The following is a 12,500-nucleotide window of genomic DNA, read 5'->3' as shown; positions in this document are numbered from 1 at the left end:
ACCATGAAGCGCACGGTCGCCTCGCGCGCGATCGGACGCGGCCTGGCCAAGATCGAACCGACCAGCCCGAACACCATGATCGCCTTCGCCGCGAAGGCAGGCTCAACCGCTTCGGACGGCGACTCCAGGAACAGTCCGTTCTCGACGGCACTGGTCGAGCGACTGCCGACGCCGGGACTCGATCTGCGCAAAGCGTTCGGCTTCGTCCGGGACGACGTCTTAAAGAACACCGGCTACAAGCAGGAGCCTTACGTCTATGGCTCTCTCGGCGGCGACGATGTCCCGCTTGTGCCGGTGAAGCCTGCCGCCACTGGACCGCAGGCGAGCCCGGATAGTGAAATCCGGCGCGACTACGAGCTGGCGCTTCAGCTTGGCACCCGGGATGTCTGGACGGCCTTTCTCAATCGTTACCCGAGCGGGTTTTACACCGATCTGGCAAAGGCCCAGCTCAACCGGATTGCGGCGGAGGAGGCGCGTGCGGCAGCAGCGGACAAAGCTCGCCAGGCCGAGGACGAGAAGGCCCGGCTCGCGGCCGACCGAGCGAAAAAGACCGAGCAGGACAAAGCGGCAGCCGCCGCCAAGGTCGCGGAGGATACTCGTCTGGCCGCCGAGAAGGCCAAGCAGATCGAGGAGGCGAAAGCAGCCGCCTCCGAGCAGCGGAGAAAGGATGCGGAGGCCGCCGTCGCCAAGGCGGTCGCCGACAAGCAAGCCGCCGAGAAAGCCCTTGCCGACAAAGTCGCCAGCAACAAGACCGCGGCCGAACTGGCCGCGAAGCAGAAGGCCGATAAGAAGGCGCAGGTCGAGAGCGAGCAGAAGGTCGCGGCAATCGCGCCGACCTCCCCAGAGCCGAGTTTCTCCCCTCAGGAGACAGTAAAGCTGGTGCAATCGGAGCTACGTCGCGTCGGTTGCCTCTCCGCCGCTGCGGATGGCGACTGGAATGCATCGTCGCAGCGGTCGCTCTCGACGTTCAACAAGTACGCTGGCACGAAGTTCGACGCCAAGCTCGCGAGCTTCGACGCCCTCGAAGCCATCAAGGCCAAGGCCGGTCGAGTCTGCCCGCTAGTCTGCGACCACGGTTTCAAGGCTGACGGCGACACCTGCGCAAAAATTGCCTGTCGGGCCGGCTTTCGCGTCAACGACGACAACGAATGCGAGAAGGTACAAGACAAGAAGCCGGTCGCGAAACGCCAGGAACAAGAGCGGGATCGAACAGAGCGTGCCAAGAGCGACACCACGCCGCCAAAGCCGCAAGCTACAGGCCAAATCATTTGCGGCGACCAAGGCAACTGCCGAGCGGTTAGAAAGGGGTGCAGGCTTGAAATTCGTTCAGGCTGGGCCGGTGGAGGAACAGGTGGCGGCAACGCAGAAATCTGCAATTGAGAACTCAGCTAGTGAGATGCTGCCCGCCGGCTCTTCTCGGAGATGATGTGGGCCCCCTGGCTCAGGTCCGCGATGCGGTGGCGAGTGGAGTGCTAAGGCGCCGGCTTGTGCGGGCCTCGCGATCGAGACGCTGCGGCAGCGTTGGAGAGCCGTTAGCCCCAACGGCCCGAAAACTTATGCAAACGCAGCGAGCCAGGAAGAGCGTCAGTCTGGAACTCCGCTCCGGACCCGGCGCGGTGAAGCGGCCCAGCAGAGATTGCCCCCCAAGGCCTCCAAGTGCTGGGGCCGTTTCTTTTCAGGAGAGCACCCCGCCGCCGGGCTAATAGAGGCGGCGTTCTCGTCCGAACTGGTGATTCATTCGGCCGCCCGCAGACCTTGCTGAGTGGGCTCGTAGCGCTGGCCATGCTGTTCGAGCCAGCCGCCTTCGACCATCTTCCGCGCCAGCGACATTGTGCATACCGGCTGACTGCCGCCTGGGTGATACAGGCCGTCGCTGCGCTGGATCAGATAGCCGTAGACCCGCGCTAAACGCAGCGGCTTGATCATGCCAGGAAAGAGAATGATGGAGCTGTCCGACATCGCTTTGCCCCAAGCGGCGGCACGCATTATCGTTCCGAGTTCTTGGCTACCAACCAGTCCAGGACGCGATCAAGGATCGTCGGACCTCATATGTGAATGTGCGACTCGATGGAGTGTAACAGGCTGGCAACCGGTTGGAGGCCGCTGGGGCAATGGATCAGTCGCGTTACCCGCTTGTGAGACGGTGGACGCCGCAAGAGCACGCACGCCTCCTGGAACTGGCGGCAGCGGGGAGCCGACCGGACGAAATCGCCCGCGCGCTGGGCAGGACAGAACCGCCGTACGAGTCCGCGCACATCTGCATAACATTCCACTGCGGCTAGTGACCCAGAAGCGGCGCAGCTAAGGCGAGCAGTCGGCGGTGTCCTGGCGCAGCAGTCAGGCTGGGCTTACTCTTGCGCTCGCCTCTCCGACCGCCTGCGATCCAGTGCCGCGTGGTCTCGAACAGGGCGATAATCGATCCGAACATCGTCGGGCCGATGGCCGCCATGAGGATCATCCCAAGCACGACTCGCTCCGCAGACAATCGATCTGGAGGCCTAATGGGCCGACCGTACGCTCCGCGAGGTGGAGGCGGCTCCCTGCAACGGCCTCACTCCACGGGAGGGAGAAACGCTACACGGCGGGCGCGATCCCACAATTCAACCGCCACGCCGTCCACATATCGTTGCGCCTCGGCAATGGCGGCTTGGTCATCGTCGCCCAAGATTACCTCGGGCGGTCCCAGAACGTGTCCCTCTTTGTCCACCCGATAAAGGCGATATTCAGCCATAGCCCCCGTATCCGACGTGTCACTCGGGGTCGCTTATCACCTTACCGTTTCTGACCCCGCAATCTCATTTGAGACTCCAGACGAAATAAATATCTCAGATGCAACCAGCACCAATTGAGCTGGCCTTACTATTGATCCTCCGGGTGCAGTTCGAGCTTCTGCGCTTGGTGCTCCTGCACCAATTGGGTGATCGCCTCCTGCTGCACCATCAAGTGACACAGGTTCATTTCGGTTCCGGCGTAGGGAACAATCCTGCGATGCGCGAGAACGGCACCCCGCATCTTCATGCGGGCAGGACGACAGCGGCTATGGTGGGCTCGCTGCCTGGCCTGACGTCGGCACCACGCTTTCCACACGCCTTGCAGACGAAGCGGGGTTCGAGATCGGAGAACCTGACCTCATCTGCCCACTGGTCGACGACGTCGCGGCCGAGGATCACGTTGTGGCTGGCGTTGTGCAGGCAGAAGACGATGAGACCACGAACGCCGGCCGCGCGCATCTCGCCCAGCGCGATCTTGACGGGGCGGCCGTCAGGCAAGTTGCGGTACCGGCATCTGACGAGAAGGGCCGCACACGACCGCGACTCGGATAAGTAACTTGGGTGATCGGTGCCCGCCGACCGCCAATAACATCAGTTACGAACTCCCGCCGGTTCCCAGGTCGGCGGGCCTATTTTTGAGCGCTTTATGCAAGGCAGGAAACAATAGCCAGCACGACATCCGCGCCGAGGTCGCCAGAATACATTGAGAACAGAAATCCTGCACCGAGAGCGACTGCAACCAATTTAAGCCAATTTAAGTATGATCATTTTGAAATCCACATCTTCAAACACGAGGCAATGTACGCTCGGTCTGTTTCTGGCGTGCTTCGCGCAATCAACAGATGGTTTCGTTCACCGGCCCGTTTCCAAGCGGCGGCGTAGAGGCTCCGCTGGTCCAAGAGGGCGCAAACTTTAGTCGCAGTCCCAGTGATCCTGAAGGTCTGATTGGTCGTTTCAGTTCTGGCGGGTCCTTGGCGTGACACCTAAGAGCCTCCTCCTTAGCCTCATGCCATCCATCCGCGCGGCCCCTGTCTGAACCGACAGGGGCCGTTTAGTTTCCCAAGAACTTAGCCCCAGGACGTCTGGCCGCTGTCTCTCGATAACGGGCGAGCTCCGCTCTTGCGAACGCGCGGGCCTGCTCAAGTGCTTCAGCGCAGGTCAGCCGGTCAGGCCCGAGCCGCCGTCCGGCGACGTCGTCCCAGTAAAAATAAACGCTCGGCCGGCCCTCGTCGAAATAGACTTCGTAGCTGCCGGTTTGGGGCACAGCTTCGTGTTTGCGGATGCGGACCGAGACCATGCCGGCATCAAAGCGCCGCGAGGCACCGCTGGCAAATGACCGATTGGTAGGAGGTCGGAACGGTGTCGAGCTACTGCGTGTGGTGGGTGTGGATAAGGGCCGTGAACGGAGGCGGTCTCAATCGAGAGCGACAACATCGACCCGCCGACATGGGAAACACCTGTAGGCATAGACGGCGGGTAGGTTCACAATCTCTAGCAGCAAGGCAAGGTAATCCATCGGCCGTCTACACTTCATGCAGATCAAGATGGGGTGGCTGTCCTTGTCGGGTCCGCGTCTCATTCCCAAGCCGGTTGGATCGCAGCGACATAGCTTTGGCGGTTCCGGGGCGCATCTCCGGCGGACTACCGAGAACTATCGGAATTTGACGCCGGTTGGTGAACTGAGAGAGGCCGCCGACTGAGGCGGCGTTACACGGGAGCGCCAGCATTGAAAAAAGCTTCGATCAAATTGGTCGTCTGCCTCTTGGGAGCAATTCTTCCGTCAGAAGGCAGCTTTGCCCAGCCAGCGTGCGGTCCGGGTTTCGTTATCCGCGTGGTTCGGTCTCCGGACGGCAGAGCATCCACGACATCGTGCGTTAAGCTGCCAAACTCACACCCCGGCGCTGGCGGGCCTCGGGATACAAAACAAACTAGGTCACTCCCAAAATCGAACTAAGCCACCGAGGATGGAAACAGGCCAGCCCCCGACTTATGAGAACAGAACCCCACTTGGGCACGAAGGGTTGCGAGAGGCCGGCGTGGTGGGCAGTGACGGGCTCGAACCCGGCGACATCTCAACTGCTTCAGCGACCCCGGTAGACGTCCGAGCTGTTCGGGTGGCCGCAATTGGAGCCTAAGGCAGGTGTGAGGGGCAGCACCGGGCCGCATGCACATTTCCACAAGTACCGGTCGGCCGGATTGCGGAACAGCAGTTGCCAAAGGATATGAAAAACACCGCGATCTCAACGGGGTAAATCAGGCCGTTTGCAAAAATAGCTTGTGAAATCAAGTTTCTGCCATAGTCTGGGAGACTAGGGGTCGGAGGTTCAAATCCTCTCGCTCCGACCATTTTGTTGGTAGACTCGGCTGAGTCCACGCGCGAAAGCATCGCGATACGCGCTTTGCCTGTCCGCGATGAGTCTCACGGTGCGCGCGCGGCGACAATGGGAGCACAGAAGTGCCCGACGAGCCGATGACCCTCAAGTTCCGCTGTCCGCCGGGTCTTGAAGACAAATTGCCGCCACCGGTCCCTGCGAGTTTAGGCCTGCCTGCCTGGCTGAAGGCGATGCCGACGCAGGCCTTCAACGCGATCAATCAGCGCGAGGAGGATACGGTCAAGCGGTGTCCTCCGGTCGTCGATGCCATGACGAGCGGCTTCCTGATCCCATTGATGTGCGATGTCAGGTTTGAGAACGGGGAAATTTCCTGGGACAATGACCTGCCAGCCGGTGGTGAGCTCGATTTCCCGCGCTCTCCCGTGGGATTTCACGACTCGAGTCAGGTCACGGGATCGCCGTTGTTCGAGCCGGACCGGCTTCTCATCAAGTTTCGTAACCCATGGCTGATCGAAGCGCCGGAAGGCTATTCGGTTCTGTTCATGCATCCGATCAATCGGTTCGATCTGCCCTTCACGACGCTCACCGGCCTCGTCGATTGCGATCGATATCGTGACAGTTGGATCCATTTCCCGGTGCACTGGCACGACGTGAATTTCAACGGCGTGCTGCAGAAAGGGACGCCGATCGCGCAATGCATGGCGGTGAAGCGGGAAACCTGGGTCGCCCAGACCGCACCACTGACCGCAGAGGAGATGCGACGGGTGTTCGAGGTGACGAAGTCGGTCGCCCAGGAGCCTGGCGCCTATCGACGGCAGTTCCGTGCGTGAGCCGTATTACGGCACCTCGCCTTGCAGAAACTTCTTGAGCGAGCTTGGGCGGAAGAAGAAGCGGCCGTGCGATGAATGGGCAAGCGTGTAGGCGGCTTGTGCCAGCATTCGAGGGCGGCCTTGTAAGGCCGAACGAAGGCTCGCCTCGCCCGCTTCGCGCTCACCCAACTCGAACAGGCAAGCCGCGAGGTTGGCCCGTGCCATGGCATCGTCAGGGCGCAGCGCCAGCGCGAGCCGGTACATCTCTGCGGCTGCGGCATAATCACCGTCCTGGCGCAGCACGCGTGCAAGTAGGGTCGAGATATCAGGACGCCCAGGCGCGGCCCCGTGAGCCTTGACGAGAATCGCGCGCGCCTCACCGCGCGTATTGCGCTCGAGATACAGGCGCGCAAGATCCAGTTGCAAGTCGATGCTTTCCGGCGCGAGCGCGAGAGCGTTGCCGATCACCGCGATAGACTCATCGAGGCGCCGATCCTTGGCAAGCTGGCCGGCGAGTTCCTGGAACGCCGGCAGGAAAGGCGGGCGACGCGCCGCGGTCCGGCGCAATTGTTCGACGGCTTCCGTGCGACGTCCGGATTCGCCCAAGGCCGCGCCAAGCAGAGTTTCAATGCCCGGATCGCTCGTGCGGCGCGCCGCCTTGTCCAAGGGCAGGATGGCCTCCGCTGCGCGGTTCTGAGCGAGCAAGGCGCGGCCGAGAACCCATGTCGCGACGATATCGTTCCGGCTCGTCTTCAAGACTTCGGCTGCAAGCCGCTCAGCCTCGGCGAAATTCTGCATCCGCAGCGCGAGCGTGGCGCGCTCGCGCAATTCGGCCTGTTGAGGTCCGCGGCTGGGGGGAAGAACAGGGCGCTTCGACACCGGGCTCGCAATCGACGATAATCGAGGCGCCAAGTATGGCCTCGGCCCCAACGTCGGGCAACCGCTATTCGCGTTCGCGCGCTGACGCCGGATGGGCGGCGTGCGCGTGCGACCATCTTGCGAGCAGTGGCTTAAGGGAAGATGTGATTGTCACAAAGCACGCCGCCGCAATGGGGGCTGGCGCTGCCGATGCCCGCACGGAAAGACCAGTCGGCCTCCGGGGCGTTTCCTCGTTTTTAGTCTTGGTCCGTCGTCTTGGTACCAGTAGTTTTGCGGGGCCTTAGGCGTGGCCCTTGATCTCGTAGTGACCCGGCACGCATTTGTAGCGATCGAGCCGCCAGTTGGCGTGGTAGATCGGATGCTCGCCCATCCATTTCGCCAGGGGGGCCTGTGCGCCGATCGCACACTGCATCATCGACATCTCGGGCGTCATGTTGCTGTCGGTCACGATTTCCTCGATGCAACTGCCTGAGCTGGCTGCACTCAGCCGGCAGAGCACGGCAACGACGGTCACGAACATTCCAGTCACCTCATCGGTAGTTTCTGACCACGAAGAGGATGCAAGCGGAGTGCCAGAGCCTGTGACGCAAACAACACGCTGGCCTGGCCGACTCGACCCAGCGTCCGGACTCCATTTAGCGATTCGGATTGTAAAAAAATTGCCCTTAAACCGAAGCCGGGCAAATACGGGGAACCGGCAGGGCCGAGTCGCAGGGATGATCGATTGTGGGGGCAGCGCCGCGCCGGTGGCGCTTCACAGGCCGCGCGCAGCCGGTAGGCTCGGAGGGACCGTGGCCACCCGCCAAAAGAGCGGGGCCGCCACAAGGGATATGGAAACGCGAGGGCAGACCATGAAGGCACGACCGACCGGCGTGATTCCGCCGATGACGACGCCGTTCCGGAAGGATGGCGAGATCGACTACACTCTTGTGGCGCCCCAGGTCGACTGGATGATCGGCGCCGGCGCGCACGGCGTCGCAGCCGGCGGCTCGACCGGCGAGGGGCACACGCTTGATCATGAGGAATATCGCGACCTGATGGAGGCGACGGTTGCGGCGGTGAATGGGCGCATTCCCGTGATCGCCGGCATCATCGTCGATTCCACGCGCGATGCGATCCGCCGCGGCAAGCTGGTGCGTGACATGAATGTCGCCGCGCTCCAGGTCACGCCGGTGCATTACCTGTTCAAGCCGGACGACGAGGCGATGGTGGCGCATTTCCGCGCCATGGCGGATGAGACCGGCATGCCCATCATCATCTACAACGTGGTGCCGTGGTCGTATCTGTCGCCGGCGCTGCTGACGCGGATCATGACCGAGGTGCCGCTGGTGGTCGGCGTCAAGCAGAGCGCGGGCGACCTGAAGCTGTTCGCGGACCTCATGATGATGGCACCGGACAAGCTGATCTACAGCGCGGTCGATGCGCTGATGTATCCATCCTACACGTTGGGGGCGCATGGTTCGATCGCCGCGATCCTGACCGCGGCGCCGCATGCCTCCGTCGCGCTGTGGGATGCGGTGAAGGCGGGTGACCATCCGCGCGCGCTCGACCTGCACAAGAAGCTGCTGACGCTGTGGAACGCTGTGATCGCCGACAATCTGCCGGCCTGCACGCGCTATGCGCAGACGCTGCAGGGCCTGCCCAGGACTCATCCGCGCGCGCCGATGCCGGAGGCATCGCCCGTGCAGCAGGCGGCGATCCGCAAGGCGCTGGACGGGCTCGGCGCGTTGAACGGGCGGCGCGTCGAGGCGGCCGAATAGTCCGCGCGCCGAAATTCCTGATGAACATGGCAGCGCCGATCCGCTTTTACCTGCGGATGCGGCGCTGCTACGTTTCGTGCGCGCTCCGATACGCGCGGCGCTAGCTGTGAAGAAACATACCGACAAGGGGAGGGGCCGAAAGTCCCATGAAGGATTTTGCAGGAAAGATCGCCGTCATCACGGGCGGTGGCACGGGAATGGGACGCGAGCTCGCGCGGCAGCTCATCGCCGAGGGCTGCAATGTCGCGATGTGCGACGTCTCGGAAGCCGCGATGGCCGAGACCAAGCGGCTGTGCGAAATCGAGAAGCTGCCGCAGGGCCTGCGCGTCACGACCCATGTCGCCGACGTCTCGATCGAGGATCATCTGAAGCGATTCCGCGACGAGCTTGCCGAGCAGCAGAAGACCGACCGAATCCATCTTCTGTTCAACAACGCCGGCATCGGTGGCGGCGGCAGCCTGTTCACCAACACCCGCGAGCAGTGGGAGCGCACCTTCAATATCTGCTGGGGCGGGGTCTATCTCGGCGTCCGCACCTTCCTGCCGATGCTGGTCGCAGCGGATGAGGCCCACATCGTCAACACCGCGAGCGTCAACGGCTTCTGGGCCTCGATCGGCATGAACCAGTCGCACACCGCCTACAGCTCGGCGAAGTTCGCCGTGAAGGGGTTTACCGAAGCGCTGATCAACGACCTCCGCCTGCACGCGCCGCATGTCAAATGCTCGGTGGTGATGCCCGGCCATATCGGCACATCGATCGTCTCCAATTCGCGCAAGGTGCAGAGCGCCGACGGTTCGGAGCGGCTCAATGCAGACGAGGTCGCGCTGACCCGCAAGCGCATGGTCGCGGCCGGTGTGCCGGATGCCGACAAGATGTCGGATGAGGACATCCAGGCGGTGTTCACCGAGCGCGCCCGCAGCTTCCTCGAGGATGCGCCGACGACGGCGGCGCAGGCCGCCAGGATCATCCTCGACGGAGTCAAGGCGGAGCAATGGCGCATTCTCGTGGGCGAGGATGCAAGGCGCCTTGACGAGCGCGTGCGCGCCACACCGGAGCAGGCCTACGACCGCGCCTTCTACGAAAGTTTTACGCAGGAGGTCGGCTGGCGGCTCGGCTGAAGCGGGCGCCGAGCGCGCGCGGATATAGGTATGATGAGCATCATGGCAAGAGGCGCGCAGGCAATTTCGCGTGCCACTTCTTGCCGGTCCTCTTGCGGGTGTTCGGTCACTCATGACGAACAGGAATGTCACGCATGCGACACGTCCCTGCGTTCAAGCGATGGTGATCTCCAACGGCTCTCATTCGGCGCACGGCAGCTTGGTCAGGGAACCAAAATAGTTTACTCAGTCATGTGTAAGGCGATGACCAGAGCGTAGCTCCCGATGATACCCGCATGCCTCTCCGACGACTGGACCCTTTGCCCGGAGCGAGAGGACATCTCCGCTGAGTTCACGCGGCTCCTCACCGCGGCCCAGGAGGGCGGTGCCACGATCGCCGAATGCCTGATGATCGCGCGGCAGCTGAAGCGGGGCGAAGACCAGTCCTGGCATCGCGAGTGGAAGAATCTGGCGCAGGCCAATCGGCTTCGTGCCGAGGCCGCGTTCGCGGAAGGTCACAGGGCGACCGCGCAGCGCAACTGGCTCCGCGCCATGAATTACTACAGTGCGGCCGCGATGCCGCTCGATCAAGCGGACGAGCGCCGCTGGGTCGCGGTCCTCGCGATGCAGGATTGCGCCCGCCGCTTCCTCGCCGCGCGCGATCCGGCCGGCGAAGTCATGACGATACCCTGGCTCGACGGCCATTCGTTGCAGGGCTATTTCCTGCCCGCGCCGTCGGGACGCGTGCGAGCTCCGACCGTGATCTGCATCGGCGAACCCGGCCACCGCAAGGAGGAATTTCTGTTCAAGCTCGCGCCCCATGCGCGCGAGCGCGGCTTCTCGCTGCTGGCGCTGGACCTGTTCGGCGACCAGCGCGACGATCATCTCGACGCGCTGTTGCGGCGCCGCGATCTCGAGAGCGCGATTCCGTGCGTGATGGACTATCTGGAGACGTGCAGCGAGGTCGATTTCGCACGTGTCGCGATCGTCGCCGATGGCTGGGGCTCTTCCTTCGTGGCGCGCGCGGTGTTGCAGGAGCCGCGGCTTGCCGCCGCCGTCTGCGATGGCGGCCTGTGGGACCTGCACGAACGGGCGTTCTTTGCCAGCCGATTCGCGATGAGCGACGTCAGCATCGTTCCGGTGCCGCATGCGCCGCTGATGGCCTCCAGCGCCGACTGTCCGGTGCTGATCACGCTCGGCGAGGACGGCTGGCTCAAGGCCGATCGGGCGCGTCAGATCGTCCAGACGTCCCGGCTCGGCAGTTCGGATGTCATGTTGAAGGTATTCACCGCGGCCGAAACCGGCGCGGCGCAGGCCCATGCGGACAATCCGAGCCTTGCCAATGAATACATCTTCGACTGGCTCGAATCCCGGCTCGGCGCCGCGGGGCGAATTTAAGGAGGTCGCCTCAGAAGTCGAGGGTCAGGCGGACGCAGGCCTTTTCGAGACGGGTCTTCAGCATCGCGAGTTTGGTGGTGAATTCCGTCAGCTCTTTCTCGTCGAACTCCTGGAAGACGAATTCCTTGATCGTCTTGTACTGCTCGTTGAGGCTCGCCAGGTGCTTCTGCGTCTTCTCGGTCAGGGACAGCCGGACCACCCTTGCGTCGGTCGGCGACGGGCGACGGCGCAACAGGGCCTTCTTCTCGAGCAGCTTGGACTGTGTGGTGACGAACGACGGATCGACGTGGAGGAGTTTTGAGACGACGTTGACCGGAATGCCGTCGTCCTTGTCGAGGTCGGAGATCGCCATCAGGATCAGCCATTGCGGGCCGCTGATGCCGAGCGTTCTCGCCCAGAACTGACGCAGTTCCTCCAGATACATGTTGATCGACGATATCTCCCAGGTGAAGCGCCTGATGATATCCAGATTGCCGATGGAGCGGAGGCGCGCCCCTTCTTTCCTCGTCGCTGACACAGCGTCACTCCCGTGATCTGATTTGTATGCGGCCGGTGTCGTGCAAGCCATAGTCCACGCAAGCCTGCTCTGACGCAAGTGCAGAGCAGGGTAATTTTGTCAGTAAAACTACAAAGATGATCAGCTCACGGAATCGCTCCGCAATGGTGTTGCGAACGGGGCACAGGTTTAGCGAAATCACAAAGCTTACCAAATAAGGTATTTTGATTAGTGAACGGTGCGGGCATATTGCGCCGTGACGGTGGGGGTACTCGATCGTCCCGTTGCAGGTGGTTTGCTCACGTCCCTCGCATCGAAGAGGGTGTTTCCGAAGCGCAAAGCGGCCGAGCGGATTTGAAAGACGGGGATCTGGGGGGCCTCACGGTCCGGTCTTCGTAACATGAGCAACTTGGAGGTTTTAATATGAAAGTGGTGAAGAGCCTTTTGCTCGGCACGGCGGCGGGTCTGATCGCCGTCGGTGGAGCTCAGGCGGCTGATCTTCCGGTCAAGGCCAAGGCGGTCGAGTACGTGAAGGTCTGCTCGCTCTACGGTGCGGGTTTCTATTACATCCCGGGCAGCGACACCTGCATCAAGCTGGGCGGCTATCTGCGTGCCGAAGTGGCGCTCAATGCCGGCGGCAATTACAGCGCGCAGTACAACAACGTTTTCGCGGCCAACAACCGCCTGACGAACTATTATTCGATGCGCGCTCGTGAAGATCTCAACATCGACACGCGCACCGCGACCGAGTACGGCGTTGTCCGCACCTATTTCGATGCGGTCTTCACCTGGACGACCGGCAATTATGTCGGTGCCGGCTCAGGAACGGGTGCCACCCAGTACAGCAGCACGCTCGGCCTCAATGCCGCGGGCACTGGCCTGATCGGGTCCAGCGGCGGCGCCATCAACGGCACCGACGGCGGCATTTCGGGCGGCGCGCTCGGCGTCTACTACGCA

Annotated in this window: 11 protein-coding genes; 6 read left to right on the top strand and 5 right to left on the bottom strand. The window is 62.5% G+C overall.

Features of this window, described 5'->3' with window-relative positions; translation table 11 throughout:
- On the top strand, positions 1-1,380 hold a 1,380-nt coding region (locus IVB47_RS15795; protein WP_247462512.1), incomplete at its 5' end, for a caspase family protein.
- A gap of 354 nt (positions 1,381-1,734) precedes the next feature.
- Here the strand turns inward: IVB47_RS15795 and IVB47_RS15790 are convergent.
- Positions 1,735-1,986 (bottom strand): hypothetical protein, encoded by a 252-nt coding sequence (locus IVB47_RS15790; RefSeq protein ID WP_247462510.1) that lies wholly within the window; start codon positions 1,984-1,986, stop codon positions 1,735-1,737.
- Between the two features lie 1,028 nt (positions 1,987-3,014).
- Positions 3,015-3,269, bottom strand: a complete 255-nt coding sequence (locus IVB47_RS15785) for a hypothetical protein (RefSeq protein ID WP_247462509.1) — start codon at positions 3,267-3,269, stop codon at positions 3,015-3,017.
- A 1,972-nt stretch (positions 3,270-5,241) separates the two neighbouring features.
- Here IVB47_RS15785 and IVB47_RS15780 point away from each other — a divergent pair.
- Positions 5,242-5,934, top strand: coding sequence for a hypothetical protein (locus tag IVB47_RS15780; RefSeq protein ID WP_027567252.1), 693 nt, complete (start codon positions 5,242-5,244; stop codon positions 5,932-5,934).
- A 6-nt stretch (positions 5,935-5,940) separates the two neighbouring features.
- On the opposite strand, the gene IVB47_RS15775 is transcribed toward IVB47_RS15780, so the two are convergent.
- Together IVB47_RS15775 and IVB47_RS15770 are read right to left on the bottom strand one after the other, a co-directional pair.
- A complete protein-coding gene (locus tag IVB47_RS15775; RefSeq protein WP_249802757.1) occupies positions 5,941-6,741 on the bottom strand; it encodes a tetratricopeptide repeat protein in 801 nt (266 codons plus the stop codon).
- 331 nt (positions 6,742-7,072) lie between these two features.
- The gene (locus tag IVB47_RS15770; RefSeq protein ID WP_007611067.1) at positions 7,073-7,312 is read right to left on the bottom strand and encodes a hypothetical protein; all 240 of its coding nucleotides are present in this window, start codon (positions 7,310-7,312) and stop codon (positions 7,073-7,075) included.
- Positions 7,313-7,643: 331 nt separating this feature from the next.
- Here IVB47_RS15770 and IVB47_RS15765 point away from each other — a divergent pair, with 331 nt between their 5' ends.
- The 3 genes from IVB47_RS15765 to IVB47_RS15755 all read left to right on the top strand — a co-directional run bounded on the left by IVB47_RS15765 (position 7,644) and on the right by IVB47_RS15755 (position 11,047).
- Positions 7,644-8,552, top strand: coding sequence for a dihydrodipicolinate synthase family protein (locus tag IVB47_RS15765; protein WP_247356226.1), 909 nt, complete (start codon positions 7,644-7,646; stop codon positions 8,550-8,552).
- 146 nt (positions 8,553-8,698) lie between these two features.
- On the top strand, positions 8,699-9,670 hold the full coding sequence (locus IVB47_RS15760; RefSeq protein WP_247462507.1) for an SDR family NAD(P)-dependent oxidoreductase: 972 nt from the start codon (positions 8,699-8,701) through the stop codon (positions 9,668-9,670).
- 264 nt (positions 9,671-9,934) lie between these two features.
- Complete coding sequence (locus IVB47_RS15755) at positions 9,935-11,047, top strand: alpha/beta hydrolase (RefSeq protein ID WP_247356228.1); 1,113 nt, start codon at positions 9,935-9,937, stop codon at positions 11,045-11,047.
- Positions 11,048-11,057: 10 nt separating this feature from the next.
- Here the strand turns inward: IVB47_RS15755 and IVB47_RS15750 are convergent, their stop codons facing one another.
- Positions 11,058-11,564 carry a MarR family transcriptional regulator gene (locus IVB47_RS15750; protein ID WP_027567247.1) on the bottom strand — a complete coding sequence of 169 codons (507 nt, stop codon included), beginning with the start codon at positions 11,562-11,564 and terminating at the stop codon, positions 11,058-11,060.
- A gap of 402 nt (positions 11,565-11,966) precedes the next feature.
- On the opposite strand from IVB47_RS15750, the gene IVB47_RS15745 reads away from it, so the two are divergent.
- The coding region (locus tag IVB47_RS15745; protein ID WP_247462505.1) for a porin at positions 11,967-12,500 on the top strand (534 nt) is incomplete at its 3' end.

This window comes from Bradyrhizobium sp. 62, from assembly GCF_023073035.1.
In the GTDB taxonomy this organism is placed as follows: Bacteria; Pseudomonadota; Alphaproteobacteria; order Rhizobiales; family Xanthobacteraceae; genus Bradyrhizobium.
Note: the sequence above shows the minus strand (reverse complement) of the source record. Positions and strands in the feature narration are given on the sequence as shown.

What these genes read in the sequence shown, in the direction of transcription:
- IVB47_RS15790 (WP_247462510.1), bottom strand. Translation starts at nt 1,986, where the DNA reads ATGCGTGCCGCCGCTTGGGGCAAAGCGATGTCGGACAGCTCCATCATT.
- IVB47_RS15780 (WP_027567252.1), top strand. Translation starts at nt 5,242, where the DNA reads ATGACCCTCAAGTTCCGCTGTCCGCCGGGTCTTGAAGACAAATTGCCG.
- IVB47_RS15770 (WP_007611067.1), bottom strand. Translation starts at nt 7,312, where the DNA reads ATGTTCGTGACCGTCGTTGCCGTGCTCTGCCGGCTGAGTGCAGCCAGC.
- IVB47_RS15765 (WP_247356226.1), top strand. Translation starts at nt 7,644, where the DNA reads ATGAAGGCACGACCGACCGGCGTGATTCCGCCGATGACGACGCCGTTC.
- IVB47_RS15760 (WP_247462507.1), top strand. Translation starts at nt 8,699, where the DNA reads ATGAAGGATTTTGCAGGAAAGATCGCCGTCATCACGGGCGGTGGCACG.
- IVB47_RS15755 (WP_247356228.1), top strand. Translation starts at nt 9,935, where the DNA reads ATGATACCCGCATGCCTCTCCGACGACTGGACCCTTTGCCCGGAGCGA.